This window comes from Bacillus sp. FAU20, assembly GCF_056033865.1.
Genome location: NZ_JBVYHY010000024.1, coordinates 221879 through 242837, shown reverse-complemented (window position 1 = coordinate 242837; position 20959 = coordinate 221879). Strand labels below are relative to the sequence as shown.

Annotated in this window: 18 protein-coding genes and 2 pseudogenes; 7 read left to right on the top strand and 13 right to left on the bottom strand. The window is 33.9% G+C overall.

The genetic code is table 11. The annotated features are described in order from the left end of the window. Position 1: 1 nt before the first annotated feature. The 6 genes and pseudogenes from AC0OM3_RS21660 to AC0OM3_RS21635 form a co-directional block, all read right to left on the bottom strand. Positions 2–760, bottom strand: a complete 759-nt coding sequence (locus AC0OM3_RS21660; RefSeq protein ID WP_474212992.1) for a DUF4262 domain-containing protein — start codon at positions 758–760, stop codon at positions 2–4. Next, positions 745–1143, bottom strand: a pseudogene (locus AC0OM3_RS21655) (DUF4261 domain-containing protein); the annotation flags it as partial. The gene AC0OM3_RS21660 and the pseudogene AC0OM3_RS21655, both read right to left, overlap by 16 nt. Positions 1144–1242: 99 nt before the next feature. Beyond that, a complete protein-coding gene (locus AC0OM3_RS21650; protein ID WP_000418939.1) occupies positions 1243–1842 on the bottom strand; it encodes a DedA family protein in 600 nt (199 codons plus the stop codon). Next, the gene (locus AC0OM3_RS21645; RefSeq protein WP_001176073.1) at positions 1842–2420 is read right to left on the bottom strand and encodes a class I SAM-dependent methyltransferase; all 579 of its coding nucleotides are present in this window, start codon (positions 2418–2420) and stop codon (positions 1842–1844) included. Before AC0OM3_RS21645 ends, AC0OM3_RS21650 begins: the two co-directional genes overlap by 1 nt. A 142-nt stretch (positions 2421–2562) precedes the next feature. Continuing rightward, positions 2563–4512, bottom strand: coding sequence for an ABC transporter permease (locus tag AC0OM3_RS21640; RefSeq protein WP_000176158.1), 1950 nt, complete (start codon positions 4510–4512; stop codon positions 2563–2565). Then, positions 4499–5269, bottom strand: coding sequence for an ABC transporter ATP-binding protein (locus AC0OM3_RS21635; RefSeq protein WP_000859656.1), 771 nt, complete (start codon positions 5267–5269; stop codon positions 4499–4501). The genes AC0OM3_RS21640 and AC0OM3_RS21635 overlap by 14 nt, the downstream gene beginning before the upstream one ends. A 306-nt stretch (positions 5270–5575) precedes the next feature. Here AC0OM3_RS21635 and AC0OM3_RS21630 point away from each other — a divergent pair, with 306 nt between their 5' ends. Continuing rightward, positions 5576–6448, top strand: a complete 873-nt coding sequence (locus AC0OM3_RS21630; RefSeq protein WP_000377679.1) for an AraC family transcriptional regulator — start codon at positions 5576–5578, stop codon at positions 6446–6448. Positions 6449–6513: 65 nt separating this feature from the next. Here AC0OM3_RS21630 and AC0OM3_RS21625 read toward each other — a convergent pair whose 3' ends face one another. The 5 genes from AC0OM3_RS21625 to AC0OM3_RS21605 form a co-directional block, all read right to left on the bottom strand. Further along, a complete protein-coding gene (locus tag AC0OM3_RS21625; RefSeq protein WP_001095682.1) occupies positions 6514–8088 on the bottom strand; it encodes a hypothetical protein in 1575 nt (524 codons plus the stop codon). Beyond that, positions 8078–8794 (bottom strand): ABC transporter ATP-binding protein, encoded by a 717-nt coding sequence (locus tag AC0OM3_RS21620; RefSeq protein ID WP_000889756.1) that lies wholly within the window; start codon positions 8792–8794, stop codon positions 8078–8080. Before AC0OM3_RS21620 ends, AC0OM3_RS21625 begins: the two co-directional genes overlap by 11 nt. A 144-nt stretch (positions 8795–8938) precedes the next feature. Further along, a complete protein-coding gene (locus AC0OM3_RS21615) occupies positions 8939–9574 on the bottom strand; it encodes an SdpI family protein (RefSeq protein WP_000716348.1) in 636 nt (211 codons plus the stop codon). Continuing rightward, on the bottom strand, positions 9571–9843 hold the full coding sequence (locus AC0OM3_RS21610; protein ID WP_001070531.1) for an autorepressor SdpR family transcription factor: 273 nt from the start codon (positions 9841–9843) through the stop codon (positions 9571–9573). Before AC0OM3_RS21610 ends, AC0OM3_RS21615 begins: the two co-directional genes overlap by 4 nt. Before the next feature lie 118 nt (positions 9844–9961). Further along, positions 9962–10375, bottom strand: coding sequence for a sigma factor (locus tag AC0OM3_RS21605; protein ID WP_000157862.1), 414 nt, complete (start codon positions 10373–10375; stop codon positions 9962–9964). Between the two features lie 260 nt (positions 10376–10635). Here AC0OM3_RS21605 and AC0OM3_RS21600 point away from each other — a divergent pair, with 260 nt between their 5' ends. The 6 genes and pseudogenes from AC0OM3_RS21600 (at position 10636) to AC0OM3_RS21575 (ending at position 19202) form a co-directional block, all read left to right on the top strand. Further along, a complete protein-coding gene (locus tag AC0OM3_RS21600; RefSeq protein ID WP_042980567.1) occupies positions 10636–11331 on the top strand; it encodes a response regulator transcription factor in 696 nt (231 codons plus the stop codon). A gap of 2 nt (positions 11332–11333) precedes the next feature. Continuing rightward, positions 11334–12356: a sensor histidine kinase gene (locus AC0OM3_RS21595; RefSeq protein ID WP_000765341.1), complete on the top strand. Its 1023-nt coding sequence runs from the start codon at positions 11334–11336 to the stop codon at positions 12354–12356. A gap of 94 nt (positions 12357–12450) precedes the next feature. Next, positions 12451–14422, top strand: a pseudogene (locus AC0OM3_RS21590) (FtsX-like permease family protein). A gap of 81 nt (positions 14423–14503) precedes the next feature. Next, on the top strand, positions 14504–16459 hold the full coding sequence (locus AC0OM3_RS21585; RefSeq protein WP_000144979.1) for an ABC transporter permease: 1956 nt from the start codon (positions 14504–14506) through the stop codon (positions 16457–16459). A gap of 20 nt (positions 16460–16479) precedes the next feature. Beyond that, positions 16480–17232 (top strand): ABC transporter ATP-binding protein, encoded by a 753-nt coding sequence (locus AC0OM3_RS21580; RefSeq protein WP_000393250.1) that lies wholly within the window; start codon positions 16480–16482, stop codon positions 17230–17232. Beyond that, a complete protein-coding gene (locus AC0OM3_RS21575) occupies positions 17229–19202 on the top strand; it encodes an FtsX-like permease family protein (RefSeq protein WP_000144917.1) in 1974 nt (657 codons plus the stop codon). The genes AC0OM3_RS21580 and AC0OM3_RS21575 overlap by 4 nt, the downstream gene beginning before the upstream one ends. Before the next feature lie 50 nt (positions 19203–19252). On the opposite strand, the gene AC0OM3_RS21570 is transcribed toward AC0OM3_RS21575, so the two are convergent. Together AC0OM3_RS21570 and gntP are read right to left on the bottom strand one after the other, a co-directional pair. Next, a complete protein-coding gene (locus tag AC0OM3_RS21570) occupies positions 19253–19444 on the bottom strand; it encodes a YjcZ family sporulation protein (protein WP_001290399.1) in 192 nt (63 codons plus the stop codon). 168 nt (positions 19445–19612) lie between these two features. Next, on the bottom strand, positions 19613–20938 hold the full coding sequence (gene gntP, locus AC0OM3_RS21565) for a gluconate permease GntP (RefSeq protein ID WP_000356163.1): 1326 nt from the start codon (positions 20936–20938) through the stop codon (positions 19613–19615). Positions 20939–20959: the final 21 nt, after the last annotated feature.

The window sequence follows — 20959 nt, the reverse complement described above, 5'->3', positions numbered from 1 at the left end:
ATCAACTCTCCTCAATATCATCCAATTGAGTCTTATAACATTCATCACACTTTGGCCTCATAGGAAGAATCCCTCTTTCATCAGGTAATAAAACCCTCAAAACTTCTCGATCCATCTCTACGAAAGACTTCATAATAATGGGATAGCCTTCAATTATATTCGTATACTCAATCCCTTTTTCAAACTTTTTTCCGCCCTTTATTTCTTCTATTATGGTACAAAAAACACTATGCGCGACTTCAGGATCCATATTTAATGCTATTTGTAAATCTTGATGATTAAAGTTATCTCTTAGACCATGCGTATGATAATTAGCATGGATGCCATCAATATCTTCTGCTAATATGCTATGCATGTACCATCCATACTCTTGTAGCATATTTTCTTCCCATTCATCTGCATCCTCTTCTAAATCTTCATCAAACAAATTCGGATCATACCACACATCTTCGTAATCTCCATCAATTAAAAATCTCCAACCAGGTGGTAACCCTAAATACTTCTTTATTTCAGGTGCCCATTCATCAATATGTTGAACGTGTAAAGGAAGAAAGAAATCTTCTTCTGTCCCCATTTCTTCACCAGCCCAAATGTACCAACCTGTCGTTCCGTTTTCTATAGGCATTCGTAACCCATTAATCGGAGCGATACCATCTTTCACATTTTGCGCTATTCCTAATTTCAAGTCATTCGGAGATTCTACATACTCTACTTTATATTTATCACATATACTCCTCTGTTCTTTTATGTATTTTTCCATCCTTTTAGCACACTCCCCAATTTTTGAAAGATAGATTTCTTTGCCGAAGCACTCTCTAACTTCCATACCCCACACGGATTATAAAATGGATCCTCTTGTTCATAACGATTATCTATATAATGAGATAAAAGATACACTGGAGCATCTTCTGTGAAACTAATTGTATCTCCATCTTTCAAATTAGGTTTTTCCAATATATTATGTAGGTTAAAATCATTTAATAAATCTACAGCTACTTCCGGATCTATTCCTCTGTCTAAAACAACGTCTGATAGATTAAATGCTTGCATTCCACATGAATAATAACCGTCCTCTTCATCTCCAACTAAAGTTACAAGGTGCGAATACATTGGGAATATTTCCTTATTCTCTGCAAGCTCTTCCTTTCTTAACTACTTACCTATATTTTACCATTAAGTAAAGATAATTTTATACTTATAATCCTATCTTATCCTTCATACTGGAAGAAACTTTCTTTACTTCTATTTACTCATCAATGTGATTCTTTTTTGTCTATATAAATAAAGAATACCTGTAACTATAAAAACAATCCCGCCAAAATACACACCATACTCTATCGCAACTGCTACAATTCTTTCAATATGTTGTCCAAATAAAGAACCTAGTACGAAATAAACGAGTGTCCAAACAAAGCCTGTCGTATAAGAATACAAAGCATACGCCTTAAATGACATGTTATTCATTCCAACTAAATACGGCACGATATGTCTTACAACTGGTATGAAATAGCTTGTAACTAACGCGTACTGTCCGTATTTATCAACCATTTCTTGTGATTTTATCAAATACTTCGCTTTTTTCTTTTTCATTAATTTATGGAGTACCTTCGTGCCAAATACCTTCCCTAATATATATCCTAAAGAAAGCCCTGATACAACACCTAAATATGTTAATACAAATGAAGGAACAACACTTAATATCCCTACTGAAGATACGAAACCACCGCTCATAACAATCATTTCATCTGGAATTGGCATACCGATAATACCTAACCATAAACAGAAAAATAATGCCCAATAACCGTACTGCTCGATATAGGATAATAATTCATGTAATTCCATTATGCATACGCTCTCCTTAGTTCTTTTTTGCAACTAAAGACGTAGGCTGGCGGAAAATTGAGCCATACTTTTTCTAGTGTAATTTCAGGAAAGAAATGCTCTATAAAGCCTTTTTTCACAAGTGAATATTGAAATGTAATGAATTCACCATTCTCATGTATCACTTCCATCGCATTGTTTAAAATGCGCTTTGAAACTTCTTCTGGTAAAGAAGTGAAAGGTAATCCTGATAAAATGTAATCAATGCATTTTATATTGAACTCTTCCATATACTTCTTTATATTTTCAGCTGAACCGTGTACAACTATGACGTTCTGCTCATCTTTAAACTTTCTCTTTAGCTCTTTGCAAAACACTTCATTAATTTCAATAAGAAGAAATATTGTTTCCTTCTTCTTTCTCTTCATAATTTCTTTCGTAAAGACTCCTGTACCAGGACCTAACTCTACAATGCATTTCGCTCTATTAAAATCAATTACATCTACCATCTTCTTTGCTAATATTTTTGAACTTGGCGCAATTGCACCAGTATGTTTCGGATGTTTAATAAATTCATGTAAGAATGTTATGAGTTGCATGTAACCTTCTCCCCATTCGTTCAATAGTTTTTAACTTGTTTCTAAGTATAACTATCATTTCTTAATAAAAATTGAGGAAGTTTCTTAAGATTTTATTAAGAATAAAAAAACAGCTATCCCTATTACGATAGCTGTCCCTTTATTACTTCGCACTCACGATCTTATAATAAGAACGAACTGTTAAGAAGTAATATCCAATATAAATAGCGCCGTATACTCCGATACTAATTAGAAGCGGAATCATAATTTCAAATGGTAGTATGTTCCCTAAACCTTTTAATGCAAACAAGCTGTGCAGGATTCCGATTACTAGTGGAATTGCAAAGATAAAGCTTACTTGTTTTGCAATAGCTTTTTTCATTTCTTGTTTTGTAACCCCGACTTTATGAAGGACAATGTAACGATCACGGTCAGCACTTGCTTCTGTAAGCTGCTTAAAGTAAATGATTGATCCTGTCGCTAATAGGAAGACTAAACCTAAGAATAGTCCGATGAACATCATTAGTCCAGTTGCTTCCAGTCCCATATGGAAACCAGTATAGAAGTCTCTAAATGGTGGTGCCATTTCTGATACACCAGTTGGCATCACTTTTGCTAATTTTTCCGTTAACACTTTACTGTTTCTTTCATCTTTTACATCAATATTTTTTACAATACGTGTTCCAAATGCTTGTTTCGCTTGTTCATACATTTCATCGGAAACGACAACAACTAGTTCACCTAAGTTTGTAATTGCATTATCATTTGCGGCTTGAATCGTTAATTTCTTCGTTTCATTTCCAATTTGGAATACTACTTTATTCCCTTTATATTGAGGGCTAAACTCATGCCCTTCAATATACGAACTATCATATATAATTGCTTCACCAGCAGTTACATTCACTGTTTCTGCCTCAATTTTTTTAGCAAGCTTGTTAAATTCAGATTGAGACATAAATTGATATTTCTCTGAAATCGTGTAATTCATATTAAGAATGAAATCAACTTTCTCTCCTTCAAACTTCCCTTTTACAGGAACTGTCTCAATTTCAACTTGATCTTTGATCGGATGATCTTTCTTCTCTTCTGCAAAAATCGCATTTACTTTCTTATCAAGCTCTGCATCTTTCTTCTCGTAAGAATAACTGTATGGCATAGCTGCTTTTGATTGTGTAAATGTGTTGTAATACATCGTAACTGACGTACCAACCGCTGTTAATGTTACCGCACTTAAAATAGAAATTGTCGCAAGTGACTTTGCATTTCCTTTAATACGATATAGTAGCTGTGACGTCGTTACCATATTCATACCGTTATAAAACGATGATTTATTATTTCTTGCACGTTTCAATACGAATACTGTAAAGAACATAAATAGTAAGTACGTACCTAATACTGTCGCCAGTAAAATATAAAGTGCAACTGCCATAAAGTCTGCATATTTAACGGCCTTCATGAACATTAATGCTAAGAAATAACCTGAACCAATTAAGACAACTGAAATTAATGCCATAATAACAGATCCTTTTGGCATTGCTTCTCCTTCACGTTCTGCGCGGAAAAGTTCAATTAACTTAAAGCGATAAATTAAACGATATCCTTGGAGTGATGTATATAAAATAATCACAAAGAAAATAATTGCTGTATCAATAATTGCTGCCATTGGTACTTCAAAATGAACGTTTAAATTTAATCCCATCATATTTACTAATAACTCAAGGAATAATTTTGAAAGGACACTACCGATTGCAATCCCGATTACTAATGACATTAATCCCATTAACATATTTTCATAAAAGAGCATTTTACCAATTTGTCTTTTTCGAATACCTAATAAAGAATATAGCCCAACTTCTTTTTTACGTTTACGTGTAAAGAATCCGTTCGAATATATAATGAACACTGCTACGAAAATGATAAGCATCACACTGGAAACTTGAAATGCACCACTAATCTTTTTAGAAGCTTCTGCTGCTTTTTCCATTTGTGAATTATATTGTAGTGCTTTAAATGTAAAGTAAATTACAATACTAAATATCATTGATGCAAAATATACAAAGTAGTCTTTAAAGTTCCGCTGTATGTTGCGGAGGGCAATGCTAGATAAGGTCATCAGCCATACCTCCAGAAATAGAAGACATTACGTCAACGACTTTTTGGAAGAACTGTTTACGCGTTGATTCACCGCGGTGCAATTCTTTATATAGTTCACCATCTTTAATGAAAATAACTCGTTTACAATAACTCGCCGCAAATGCATCATGCGTTACCATTAAAATTGTTGAGTTATCATATTCATTTAATGACTTCATACTTTCAAGTAAATCTGTTGCAGATTTAGAATCAAGCGCTCCAGTTGGCTCGTCTCCGAAAATCATACTTGGATTCGTAACGATTGCACGTGATGCTGCACAACGTTGCTTCTGTCCACCCGACACTTGATATGGGAACTGACTTAAAATATGATCAATACCGAATTTCTTTGAGATTTCAAGAACGCGGCGATCAATCTCACTCGCTTTCACCTTTGATAACGCAAGTGGTAAAGCGATATTCTCTTTCACTGTTAACGTATCTAATAAATTATAATCTTGGAAAATGAAACCTAAATGATCGCGGCGGAATAACGCTAACTTATCATCATTCATCTTCACAATATCTTTTCCATCAATTAAAATTTCACCGTTCGTCGCATTATCAATTGTAGAAAGAACATTTAGTAAAGTCGTCTTACCAGAACCAGAAGGTCCCATAATTCCAACAAATTCACCTTCTTTTACTTGTAAGTTAATACCTTTTAACGCTGCAAATTTATTACCACCCGTGTCATACACTTTTTCGATATTTTTTGCTTCTAACACTGTTTTCATCTCGACATCCCTCATTTCTTCTATTCTCTATTTTCAACTATATACACTCTCTACTCTTGCCACTATCGATGTTTCTTACACAAACATGACAGTTATGTAAGGCACATAAGTAAAGACATCAAAAAGTTAACATAATGAATTAAAGTACTTTGCTACTATAACATTGGGATATCATACCATCCATTCATTCTCCTTACAGGAACATTACAATTTTGTAAGGTAAAAAATGTACCTACAAAGTTGTGCACGAAATGTCGGATGGGGTTATTTCGTTCCTGTTATTCTATGTACAGAGGAGGTCATAATATGGATTCACTTAAAAATATGAATGCTGCAATGCACTATATTGAAGGTAACCTTACGAATGAAATTGATTTTAAAGAAGTTGCGAGGCTAGCTCTCTGTTCTGAGTATCACTTTAAAAGAATGTTTTCGTTTTTAGCAGGCATATCACTATCTGATTATATTCGCTGTAGACGTCTTACTCTCGCTGCCTTTGAACTAAAAAACAGCAATGTAAAAGTCATTGATGTCGCTATAAAATATGGCTACAACTCACCAGATTCATTCGCTCGTGCATTTCAAAACTTACACGGTATAACACCTTCAGAGGTCCGAAATAGTAGCCATTCTTTGAAGGCTTATTCACCAATGACCTTCCAGTTATCCATTCAAGGAGGAAATGAAATGAATTATCGAATTGAAGAAAAAGAGCCATTTCGAATTATAGGTATTACAAAACGAGTACCAATCGTTTTCAATGGTGTAAATGAAGAAATCGCTTCTATGTGGAAGAGTTTAAACCCAGACTCCATTCAAACATTAAAGTCCCTTTCAAACATTGAACCTACTGGAATTATTAGTGCCTCTACTAATTTTTCTGAAGGGAGAATGGAGGAAAAAGGAGAACTTGATCACTATATTGGAGTAGCCACAACGAAAGATTGTCCAGAGCAATTCGCGCAACTTGAAGTCGCAGCTTCAACATGGGCTATATTTGAAGCTGTCGGTCCATTTCCTGATGCATTACAAAATGTGTGGGGACGTATTTATTCTGAATGGTTCCCTTCTTCGAACTATGAACTAGCGGAAGGACCGGAGATATTGTGGAATGAAAGTAAAGACGTATCCTCTCCGAATTTCAGAAGTGAAATATGGGTACCTGTTTTAAAAAAGTAATATAAGAGTCTAACCTTTTCAAAATAAAGAAGCTACTTTTCCTTTTTAAAGGAAAAGTAGCTCCTTTATTTTATACTTCTTCTCGACTCGTTCTTATACAAGAAAATAGTAATAATCGTAAGCACTATAATAACTACAAAAGTAAATACTCTGTAGTTCGAGATAGTAGCAGTACCAATTAATAAGGCAGGTATAACCGCCACAATTAAGCCACCAAACATACCAACAAACGATCCTATACTTTGTTTTACTACTTGAGTTTCTGATACCCAATCATAATAACCAAATCGATTATTAATGAAAATCCCCCATACTGCTGAAAATAATGAATATATTATCGGTGTTATTACGATGAAAAAAGAACTCCAAACATCTAGCTTTAACCCGATTATCAGTAATACAGCACTAATAAGTGATGCAGGTATACTCAATGAAAGATTCATAAGAATTTTACTATCATAAATCATCTTTGGCGCTATAGGCAATGATTTAATAATCCATACATTTTTTCCTTCTAAAGACAATGACACACATGTTGTACATGTCATCGAAATCGCTGCTGCAATAGCAAATGGAGCAATCTTTTGCAACAGGGGCTCAATTCCAGGATACGCTATTAATTGGCTTGGTCCTACTACAACTATGGCTAGCGAGAAAGCTAGCGCCATCACGACTCCCATTCCACTATTTATGACATACACTGTAGAAGAGAAGAAACGTGTCAGCTCTTTTTTATACAATGCGACCAATACACTCTCTTTTTTCATGCTATTAATCTCATAATTTGAAAGCATATGATAAGTGGTGATCCCTGTGTTTATTTGCTTATATTTTAACGAAAGTATTTTTACAAAAAGATAATACCAAATCACTGATATCCCCACAAATAAGATGAAAGCTACCATATCAGCATTAACAATTGCTTTTTGAAACATGTTAGCTAATGGATACACTTTAGTTAATTGCTCCGAAACAATTGCACCAATTCCGTTCATATCATTAAGGCTATATTGAGCATTTCCGTTTTTTAGCATAAAGGAACCGAATGTAATAATTACTATAAAACTTAAAATCGTAGTTATTTTATTCGTATTTTTAAATTTAGAAGCGATTGCCGTAATCGAAGCTCCAAAGATTGCTGCGATTGTTGTTGGGATTAAAGATGCGATAAACATACTGATGAACCACATAAAGTAAAAAGAAACTGATGGATTTTCATGTATACAATACACAACTCCCATTGGTAGCATGATTATGATTGAAAAGATTGTATTCAGCAAGTATAAATACAAAAATCTACTTGCAATAACAGTACTTACGCGAATCGGCAATGACATTAAAAAGTCGTAATCCTTAAAAGCAAAAATTTCTCCATTTGCCTTAAATATAGTGAAAAACAACGTTAATACACTGCTAATAACTAGTGCATAGACGGGAATAATTTCACTCATTCCTAGTTTTACCAACCCATATGCCGAAGCTCCGCAATATAACATTAACATGACACCAACTAGAGCAATAGATGCTGTCAGCAAAATCTTATTCTGCTTCTTTTTCTTATCTTTTTCGTATTTAAAGGTGTTTAAACCGAGCTGCGTTATCAACCGAATTTTCAAAAGACCTAAACTATTAGTATTCATTAGCAAGCTCCTTCATAAAGAGCTCTTCCAATGAGCCTTCCTTTATTAAAGAATTTACTTCTCCTGAAAGTGCTAATTTCCCTCTATTAATCATCGCTACTTTATTACATAACTTCTCAGCTACATCTAAAACGTGCGTAGAAAAGAAAATCGCACTTCCTTTTTCACAAAGCTCTTTCATAATACCTTTCAATACTACTGCTGCCTTTGGATCAAGACCAACGAAAGGTTCATCTAAAACTAATAATTTCGGTTTATGTAAAACCGCCGATATAATCGCTACTTTTTGTTTCATGCCGTGTGAATAAGAAGATATTAAATCCCCTAAGTACGGTGTAATCTCAAAAGCATCCCCATACTTCTGTATCTGTTCTTCCCGATCCCTCGCAGGCACTTTAAACACATCCGCAACAAAGTTCAAATATTGAATTCCTGTTAATTGCTCATATAAATCTGGATTATCAGGAATATACGCCATTACTCTCTTACATGCAATCGGATCCTTTTTTACTGAATGTCCATCAACAAAAATTTCACCCTCTTCAAAATCTATAACTCCTACTAACGACTTAATTGTTGTACTTTTCCCCGCACCGTTATGTCCAATAAATCCAAAGATATCCCCTGCTTTAACAGTAATATTCAAATGATCAACTGCTTTCTTACCGTCTTTATATGTCTTGCTAAAATTTATAATTTCTAGCATGTAAATCCCTCCAAATCACCTTTTCGATTGAATTTTCAGACCTTAAAACGAAAAATTTACTCATTGAGCTTTTCATTATTCCCACTGAGTATTAAAATCTCTTAACACATAGAAACTATAAATATAAAATTTGACTAATATAACTCACATTTGTATTTCTTTTTTATACAAAACGTAAGAATATAAATTCGTTATAATGACAGCAACTACTATAATCCCAAGCATTATATAAGTTCTCCAATAAGCCGGAGCGAAAACACTTATAATCATAATAACTCCTAACGCCACAAATACTTTTCCGCTAAACCGATGTGTTTTCCGCCATACTTCTTCATTACTTAACGTCCATGGATTACGCATCCCGACAAAAAAGTTTGGCTTACACTGTGGTAAATAATTACCCATTACTAAAAATAAAACACCAACTAATAATTCAGGCACCCGATTAATGAATAAGTTATATCCTAATCCACTTGTAATAATATCTATATTTCCTACAAATAGTAGCAATAGTACCCCATTATTCATCATCATAAAGGCTTTAGAAAATTTCTCGTAATTTGCTTTCCTTGGATCAATCTTTGGTATCACATTTAGAAATATATATAATGCAATCATAATTCCGACCATAGAAATCATTCCGTAAAATTTAGACGAATATCCATCTACCTTACCGCCGCTCCAATGCGTTGCAATTGTATCCGGCAAATGCGGCCAAGCAAACGCCCAAGCTAAACAAGTTATAACAATTAATAAGATTGCAAAAAGATGTTTTTTCATTTCCCCTCTTCCCCCTTATTCGTAAATGTAAACACCCAAGTCAACAAATCTTGAAAGACCGTTGTGTTTAAAGAGTACACAACGAATTGCCCTTTCTTTTCATCTTGAATAAGTTCAGCATTTTTAAGTGCGCTTAAGTGGTGTGAAATACTTGGTTTTGTCATATTGAAATGTTCAGCAATCTCACCTGCGGTTAGATCGCCTTCTTTTAATAAATCTAAAATTTTTCGCCTTGTTGGATCTGCTAATGCTTTGAATGCTTGATTCAATGTCTTTCTTCCCCTCATTAATTAGACATTTAGATATTTATCTAAATGTTAAAATGATTTTAGTTAATTGTCAATTATCTATACGCCCCTTTTTATTTTGTACCCTACGCCAATTACTCTATATTGAATAAAATCTAAAGAGTACGCAGGTTAAAAAGGAAAGCAGCTCTTCTGCTTCTTTTCTTAATAATACTTTTTCTGGAACTTCTACAACAGGATCATCACTTAGTTGTTGTTTTTCAAATAAGCGCATCCTCTTCCATATGTGTTTTCTCCATTGACTAATCTGTTTGTAAACAATTCCATTCAACCAAAATAGAAACGGTCTAGATTGATCATATGTTGAAATAGATTTCCAAAGTTGAAAGTAGATTTCATTTACGATTTCATTTGTATCATGCCGATTTTTAACTATAGCAAAGACGGTTTCATAGATTCTCTGACTTGTTAAGTTAAATATAAATTCAAAAGCCTCCTCATCACCTTTTAATAAGCGTTCTATCCAGGTATGTATATCTTCATTACTTGCCAAGTAGTGCCCCCTCCTTAACGATGTTCTCACTATATATTGGACGGTAAGCAAAATAAAGTTCCAAATTTCATAAAAAAATATAATACTTTTATCCATTCATATATTTAAAAGGAAAATATATTGAATTATTCCTATAATACTTTTTACTTTTCTCATTTTTAACCTATACTGTTTACTAGCTTATCTTTCAACATAATGAAAAGACTTGAAACACATGATACACTATAGCTACAATTGTTTTTTTGAGGAGGAATATACATATGTATAAAATTTTAATCGTTGAAGACGATCCAAATATTTCATCATTACTACAATCTCACATTCAAAAATACGGCTATGAAGCTGTTGTTACAGAGAATTTCGATGATATTATGGAATCGTTTAACGCAGTGAAACCACATCTTGTTTTACTTGATGTAAACTTACCAAAATTCGATGGGTTCTACTGGTGCCGCCAAATTCGTCATGAATCTACTTGTCCTATTATTTTCATTTCAGCTCGTGCAGGTGAGATGGAACAAATTATGGCGATTGAAAGCGGTGCGGATGATTACATTACAAAGCCGTTCCACTACGATGTTGTAATGGCGAAAATTAAAGGACAATTACGCCGTATTTACGGTGATTATGCACCAAATATTTCTGAACGTATCGTTGAAGTAGAAGGTTTAAAACTATTCCCTGAACGTCCAGAAATTCATTTTGGATCTGAACAAGTTCTTTTAACGAAGAAAGAGGCAATTTTAGCAGAAATGTTATTATCTAAATTCCCTCGTACAGCGAGCCGTGAAGATTTATTAGCTGCGCTTTGGGATGACGAAAGTTTTGTTGAGGAAAATACATTAAACGTAAACATTACGCGTCTTCGTAAAAAGTTTAATGAACTTGGTATTGAGAACTCTATTGAAACAGTACGTGGACTTGGGTATCGTTTTAACGCAACTTGGAGTGAATAAGCATGAAGCTATTTTTACGTGATCATTTTGCATTTTTCCTACTGTACGTATTAAACTTCGGTATCATCTTCGTTCTTTATGATGCAGTAGATGGATTTCAAAACAATAAATTTTACTTCGTCGTTTTAAGTTTATACTTATTTATTTGTTTCCTCGCTTATCGTTACGTTCGCAATCGTAGAATGTACCATAGATTAAGTGAGCAACCAGAAAAGATGGAAGATGCGTTTATTGAAAGAGCGACTGCTCCGATGCCTCACGGTGTCAATGAACTCGTGCGTACGCAGTACCGCCTCTTCCAAAAAGAACTACAATCGTATGAAGTAAAACAACAAGAACATCAATTATTTATTAATCATTGGGTACATCAAATGAAGACACCTGTATCCGTTATGCAGCTTATGGTGCTCGAAATGGAAGATGAGCATTTGATTCCGAAATTCAAAAAAGAATTAGAACGATTAAATCAAGGACTCGATATGGCTTTATATATGGCAAGGCTAAATAACTTCCATGAAGATTTCCATGTTGAGACAATTTCATTAAAAGATACAGTAACAAAAAATATTAACGGATTAAAAGAACTATTCATTCGTAATGGTGTCTTCCCTGTTTTAGAAGTCCATTCGGATTTAAAAGTTGCTTCTGATGCGAAATGGCTAAAATTTATCATCTATCAGTTAATGACAAACGCTGTTCGTTACTCTGGGGAACGCGGAAAGAAAGTTTTCTTATCTGCTTACCGAAACGGAAAAGATATTATTTTAGAAGTTCGTGATGAAGGTGTGGGTATTCCACAAGAAGATATTCGAAGAGTATTTGAACCGTTTTACACTGGGAAAAACGGTCGTGCATTCGGAGAATCTACTGGTATGGGACTTTATATTGTAAGTAAAATTTGTGATTACTTAGGTCACTCTGTCAAACTAGATTCTGAAGTTGGTAAAGGAACGACGATTAAAATCATCTTCCACAACGCTGCAAATAATCAAGCAGAACATACGGAGAAGGTGACCGAAGCATGATCGTAACATATGTAAGCGAAATGTATGAGAACTCACTCTCATACATTTTTTGCAATACAACTACTTCTATATCTTCTAGCCGGAGGTATAATTTATGACATTTTGGCAATTTGCATTTAAAAATGTAACGCGTAATTCAAGAGCTTATTTTGCTTACTTTGTAAGTGGTTCCTTTTCCATTGCTGTTTTCTTTTCGTTTGCTGTTTACTTATTCCATCCGAAATTACAAAACTTTGACATGACCTCTGAAATTTCAGGATTAATGATATTTTCAGAAGTAGTAATTGTATTTTTCTCTTTCTTCTTTTTACTATATTCCATTGGTACTTTTTTAAAAGTTAGAAAAAAACAATTTGGTATTTTGACCATTTTAGGAATATCGAGAAAACAATTACATCGTCTTGTTTTTATGGAGAATATGTTAATCGGGGTTTTATCTATCTTTTTCGGCATGCAGTTTGGAGTTGTTTTTTCTCAATTTTTCTTATTAGTAACAGCCAAACTTACGCATATTCCAGGAATATATTTATACGGTCCTACTAAAGCGTTTATTTTAACAACTATTGTTTTCCTTAGTCTTTTTATCACTGTATCTGCATTCACACCAATGCTTATTCGTACAAAAAAAGCGGTACACCTTTTAAAAACAAATGGTGGAAAACAAAAAGAAAGAAAACCATCCATACTTGTTTCATTATTTGGTGCGATTTGTTTATTTGGTGGTTATGCGTTAGCTGGAAATCCTAAATATTTTGTATCAGTAAGCCCGCAAATCGGTGTTATATATATGGTTTCAAGTATTTTCGTTATCCCAACGCTTGTTACAGTCGGAACATATTTCTTCTTTTCACAAATTAGTTTCTTACTTATTTATATTTTAAAGAAAAAAAAGGAAGTTTTATATGAAACGGATTAATATGCTTTGGATTTCGGATTTAGCGAGCCGTATTCGAACGAATATTAATATGCTTTTTATTGTAGCGATGCTATCTACTATCGCTTTCACAATGATTACGTTTCTATATGGATTCGGAAAATTTATTAAGCTAGAGGTTAATAGAACTTCTCCTTTCCCAATTTCTTATTTTTCTTATGATGCGAACCCTTTTGTTACAGAGCATTTAAATTGGCTTGAGCAACAATTACAAAAAGAGCATTTCCCTTATCAAAAAATAAAAGCTGATATATATGAAACACCACTAAAAGAAGATAAAGATATAGCTATTTATAATGACGTATACGCAATTAAGCAAAGTGACTATAACAAACTTGCAGATTCTTTACGAATGAAACAACTATTTATGGATGATAACGAAGCATATGTGCTAACAGGGACATCTTATATCACCATATTCAATGAATTTGAGCAAAGCTACAAAAGAGATTACATTACACTCTCTAATACAAATACGAAATTACGAGTAAAAGGCTATGAGCATGTAAACGCAATCCCATCTGACTTTTCATATCAAACGATAGTGTTGCCTGATATTATCGTAAATAACTTACCTAACACCGTAAAACATATATCAGCATACAATTACAAAATTCAAAACTGGGAACAGACATATGAAATTGCTGATAATTTTATAGAAAAAGTGCAAAAAGATCGAAATAAATTCCAGTATGAAGGGCCTCTTATTCGTTCCTTTGAATCAGCAGGATCGTTATACAAAATAACATCAGGCAGTGCGGCATTCTTCCTAATCGGGACATTTTTAGGAGTTATTTTCTTCATTGGCGCTGGTAGCGTTCTTTACTTTAGAATGTATACAGACTTAACGAACGAACATGAGAAATATATAACGATTTCTAAAATTGGTGTAACAGATACAGAGATGAAACGATCTTCAACCATTCAACTTAGTATTTTATTTTTCGTTCCGTACATTATGGCATCCATTCATACAATGTTTGCAACGAAAATGCTACAAGATGTAATTGGTCTATCTTTGTTCAAAGAAGTTTCAGCCGTTCTTATTATTTTTGGATTCGTTGAAATTATCTTTTTCTTCTTCATTCGTTCACTTTATATGCAAAAATTATCACAGTATACGAATGGTTAACATATTAAAAAAGTTATCACATGAGAAGGTGGGATCTCATCCTTCCTTTTTCATGCTCATTCTAATAGGAGGTTTAGGTGAATGACATTTTGGCAGTTTGCCTTTAAAAATGTGACGCGGAACGCCAGAGCTTATTTCGCCTATTTTGTAAGCAGTGCGTTTTCCATCGCAATTTTTTTCTCATTTGCAGTTTATTTATTTCATCCTAAATTGCATATGACAGACGTGAATGTTGCTCTGAACATATTAATGACAATTTCAGAAGTTGTCATTGTATTCTTTTCGTTTTTCTTTTTACTATATTCAATCGGTACCTTCTTAAAAGTACGAAAAAAGCAATTTGGGATTTTAACAGTACTTGGCATATCTCAAAAACAATTAAAGAGACTCGTATTTCTAGAAAACATGCTAATTGGTGTTCTTTCCATCTTTTTCGGCGTTCAACTTGGACTTGTCTTCTCGCAGTTCTTTTTGTTAGTTACCGCCAAAATTACACACGTACCTGGTTTATATTTATATGGGCCTACAAGTGCTATCGTTTTAACTATCATCATCTTTCTTGGGCTCTTCATTCTCGTATCATCTTTTACACCGATGCTCATTCGTACGAGAAAAGCCGTACGTCTTTTAAAAGAAGGAACAAAACAAAAAGAAAGAAAAGCATCCGTTCTTATCTCTCTATTTGGTGCGATGTGTTTAATATGTGGATATACGTTAGCCGCAAATCCGCTGTATTTTATGTCGCTAGGTGACATCATTGGGCTTTTATATGCCGTCTCTAGTATATTTGTCATCCCATCGCTTATTGCAGCTGGAACATACTTTTTCTTTTCACAAATTAGTTTTTTACTCATTCGTATATTAAAAACGCGAAGAACATTTTATATGAAGCGAATTAATATGCTTTGGATTTCTGATTTAGCAGCGCGCATTCGGACAAACATTAACATGCTCTTTATTGTAGCGATGCTATCAACACTTGCTTTTACTATGATTACATTCTTATATGGTTTTGGTAAATTTATGAAGTTCGATACAGTAAGAGAAAATCCTTTTCCTTTTACATATTTATCACATACTGAAAATACGTTAGCAGATGAACATTTAAATTGGTTAAAACAAAAGTTTAACGAAGAGCAATTTACTTATAAACAATTTAAAACGGATATATATGAAGTATCTTCAGCGGAAGAAAATTCGCAGCTCTATTATGCAATTAAACAAAGTGACTATAATGTACTTGCTAAGGCTTTAAATTGGGAAACGCTCACAGTAAATAAGAATGAATCTTATATTCTTATGAAAGACTTAGATGATCAAGTTATTGGAACGCTTCATAATAAAGACAAGAAAAATACTCTTACACTTACTCAAAACAATTTACAACTACAAGTGAAAGAATATAAAAGTTATAACCCATTCCCAAATCGCTTAATATACCAATTGCTCATACTATCTGATGAAAATGTAGAAGCATTATCCTCCGTTTCAAAACAGATGAGTGTATATAGCTTTAAAGTTAAGGACTGGGAAAAAGCTAATAACATCGGCTCGTTATTCATAGACAAAATTAATACCGACGGGAACAACATTCAAGCAGAGCACAAGCCTTTCCATGCAAGTGAAGCGAGCGATTCTCTATACACAACAAAACAAAATGTCGCTTCGTTCTTCTTAATTGGTACTTTCTTAGGTGTTATTTTCTTTATTGGTGCTGGCAGTGTCCTTTACTTCAGGATGTATACAGATTTAACAAATGAACAAGAAAAGTATGTAACGATTACAAAAATCGGTTTAACAGAAGCTGAGATGAAACGATCTGCTACAATTCAACTTGCGATTCTTTTCTTTGTTCCATACATTATGGCATCGATTCATACGATGTTTGCGACAAAGATGCTACAAGAAGTTTTACATCTCTCATTCTTCGCTGAGATTACAGTCGTACTTATGATTTTTGGAACGGTTGAAATTTTATTTTTCCTTTTAATTCGTTCCTTTTATATGCAAAAATTATCACAACACATTAAGTTTTAAAAAGTAGAAAGGTGATTACTATGGAAGAAGTATTACACATAAAAAACGTCTCAAAAGTATATGAGGGAAAAGTCCCTCATACTGCTTTAAAAAATATAAATTTACACGTGGATAAAGGGGAATTCGTTGCCATTATGGGACCATCTGGTAGCGGGAAATCTACATTTTTAAACGTTATCTCTACAATCGATTCTCCGACTTCTGGTGATGTCGTGATTAACGGAAAAAAACCGCACACATTTCGTAGAGAGAAGTTAGCTATTTTCCGAAGACAAGAGTTAGGATTTGTTTTCCAAAACTTTAACTTACTAGATACACTAACAATCGGTGAAAATATCGTACTACCTTTAACATTAGATAATGTTCCATTAAAAGAAATGGATGAAAAGCTTGATAACATTTCAAAAAAGCTTGGAATTGATCATATTTTGGACAAGCGTATTTTTGAAGTTTCTGGAGGACAAGCACAGCGTACTGCAGTAGCACGTGCTGTTATTCATCATCCTTCACTTCTACTTGCCGATGAACCGACAGGAAACTTAGATTCAAAAGCGGCAATTGACGTAATGGAGCTATTTACGAAATTAAATAAAGAAGAAGATGCAACGATTTTAATGGTTACGCACGATCCGTTTGCAGCAAGTTATTGTAACCGTGTTATTTTCATTAAAGATGGAGAGCTTTACAATGAACTACACCGCGGATTGTACCGTGAGAAATTTTATCAAGAAATATTAGATGTTTTAGCATTATTAGGAGGAAGACGTGGATGACATTTTGGCAATTCGCATTTAAAAATGTCTCGCGTAATTCTAAAGCATATTTCGCTTATTTTGTAAGTAGTGCTTTTTCTATTATGGTTTTCTTTTCATTTACTGTATACGCGTATCATCCACGCTTACAAATTATGAATAAATTACAGGAACAAGATCCACTGATGAACTTAGCCGGCATGGCACAGTTTGTTATCGTTTTGTTCTCGTTCTTCTTTCTCTTATATTCAATCGGAACATTTTTAAATGTTCGGAAGCAGCAATTCGGCGTTTTAACTGTTCTCGGTATATCTCAAAAACAATTAAAACGTCTTTTGTTTACTGAAAATATGATTATTGGAATGCTCGCTATTTTTGCTGGTATTCAAGGCGGTCTTGTTTTTTCTAACTTTTTCTTACTCGTTACTTCTAAATTAACAAACGCAAAAGGCCTCTATTTATATTGGCCAACAGAAGCTATTATCGTAACGACAATAACTTTTATTATTTTATTTCTCATCGTATCTACGTTTACACCGATGTTTATTCGTACTCGTAAAACAACTCGATTAATTAAAAATAGTAAAAAGGAAAAAAGCGAAAAAAGACCGTCTATACTCATTTCATTATTTGCTTTAATTTGTTTAGCACTATGCTATTATATCGCTGGTTATCCGCAAGGCTATATAACAGAAAAAAATGCACAAAATGGATCTGTATTCTTAATTATGCTATCTATTTTACCGCTCGTAGTGGTAGGAACATATTTATTCTTTTCACAAACATTTCTTCTCTTTATCTTTATTTTGAAAAAGCGGAGAAAGTTTTATATGAAGCAAATAAATATGTTATGGATTTCAGATTTAGCTAACCGGACTCGTAGTAATATTAATGTACTCTTTATCGTTTCTATGCTATCTGCACTAGCATTTACGATTATTATTGGTTTATTCGCTGCTAATAACAATACAACAGCATCGGTACTAGAACGATATCCCGTCCCCTTCACTTATACATCAGAAGGTGACAATTCCCTTGAACAAAAGCATATTACTGCAATTGAAACTGAGCTTACAAATAGTAATTTTCAGTACAGAAAATATAAGTTTACAGTAGTAAAAGATACAGCTTTAAAAGAAGACATTATGCTTATGAAGATGAGTGATTATAACGCAATTGCTAAACAATTGAAAAGGCCGGAAATAACAATTGATTCTACAGAAGTGTATATTATTTCTCGCCACTCACCAGAACTTCTCAATCTCGTATCTAATCCATTTGCAAAGCATAATACGATTACACTTGGATCTAATAAAAAAGAATTTCATATTAAAGGGTTTATTAATAAAGGAATAGAACCATCCTTTGCATTCCCACATTTAGCTGTCGTACAAGATTATGTATTTGATAATATGATTCCTCATATTGAAACAACTGTAATCTATAACTACTTCGTAGAAAACTGGGAAAATGCAATCGTTCCAACAAAAAATATGTTACGTGTTATTAGTGGCGATGCACGTAAGTTCTACGAAAAGCATACAGAAGAGAACGCTCAAGTTCCTTTCTTCATATATACAGCTACGGATGAACTCATTTACGGTAAAGGGAATGCAGTTGCTCAATTCTTTATTTGGGCATTTCTTGGCTTTATCTTCTTTATCGGTGCGGCTAGCGTTTTATATTTCCGTATGTATAACGACTTAACAACTGAAAGACAAAAGTATATTACGATTACAAAACTTGGCTTAACAGAATCAGAAATGTTTCGTTCTGCAACGATTCAATTAGGAATATTATTTTTCGTTCCTTATATTGTTGCTGGTATTCATACAATATTCGCCATTAAGTTTTTACAAAGCATGTTTTCTTTCTCATTACTGAAAGAGACATGTATCGTACTCACTTTATTCGGGATTATTGAGATCATTTTCTTCTTCTTAATCCGATCTCTATATATTAATAAATTATCACAACACATAAAAATATGAATAAAATGGCCTTGTGCAATACGCACAAGGCCATTTTCAATAGTTTTTAATTAGCAGCAATATCCACCGTAGCCGCCAGCATAACCGCCGTAACCACCATAACCACAAGAACCGCCACCGCCGAAGCAGCTAGCACCGATGATGATTAATAAAATAAACAATACGATTAGAAGCGCAAAACCGCCGCCGCAACCATGTCTGCGGTTACAATCATCATGTCTGTGTTCACACTTTTCGCTCATTACCCTATTCCTCCTTTAGTATCATTCATAACAAGTTCCTCTTGTTCTAAATGAGGGGATTCCATTTATATTATGTTTTCAGGGCGAATAGGAAGCTTGGCTTACCTAAAAACGGGCTTGTTTTAGGAATTGGACTTTATTAAAAAAGGATACCTATTCAGGTATCCTTTAAAGAAACATATTCAACAAAAGAGCAAAACCGAATGCAATAAATGATAACAATGTTTCCAGCACCGTCCACGTTTTAAACGTTTCTTTTACTGTCAAACCTAAATATTCTTTTACAAGCCAGAACCCTGCATCATTTACGTGAGAAAACATTAATGAACCTGCACCGGTTGCTATAACGAGCAATTCTAAATTCACACCAGACATGTGCTGAATAACTGGTGAAACAATTCCCGCTGCTGTCGTTAACGCTACTGTTGCTGAACCTGTTGCAATTCGAATTAATCCAGCTACCATGAAAGCTAATACAATTGGTGATAACGATATATGCTCTGCCATTTGCGCAATCGCTGTTCCAACGCCACTTTCAATTAATATTTGTTTAAATCCACCGCCTGCACCGATAATTAAAATAATGGAACCGACTGGTAATAAACTTTCATCCGTTAATTTTTTAATCATCTTTTTATTAATTCCTTGTCTTATCCCAAGTAAATAAAATGCTGCGAAACATGAAATAAGTAAAGCAATTACTGGGCTTCCTATAAATACAAAAAATTCAGTCATCTTTTTCGGTAATGAAATATATGGTGCAACGACTGATAAAATCATCAATACAACTGGTAATAAAATAATAAAGAATGAAACTTTACGACTCGGTAAATCAGTTGAGACAGTCGTAACTCGAATAAGCTCTGGTTCATTTTCAGGTATAACCCTTTTATGTACCCACTTTGCAAATATCGGTCCTGCGATAATAGCTGCTGGTAGCGCGATAAGTAATGAATATAAAAGTACCTTTCCTAAGTTCGCGTTATAAATACCGATTGCTGTCATCGCACCTGGATGCGGAGGCACTAGCCCGTGAACAATAGATAATCCAGCAATGACAGGTAACGCAATTAATAATATATTTTGCTTCGTCGTTTTTCGGATGGAAATAACGAGTGGTAATAAAATGACGATCCCCACTTCAAAAAATACTGGAATCCCTATAACAAATCCTGCAAATAACATAGCCCACGGTAGTTTCTTCACACCGAAAAATCGAATAAAGAAATCTGCCACTTGCATGCTGGCCCCTGAATCGGACATCATTTTTCCTAAAATTGTACCGAGAGCTAAAATACCAACTAAATGCCCTAGTACACTACCAACACCAGATTCATAGGCAGTCACTATCTTCGTTAAATTCAATCCAGACATGATAGCTAAAAATAAACTCGCAACTGTTAAACTAATAAATGCATGCCATTTCCACCATGATACCCCTAAAATAACAATCGCAATTGCAAGTAACGTGACGATTAATAAGTATATATCCATCTCGCATTCCCCTTACTTTAT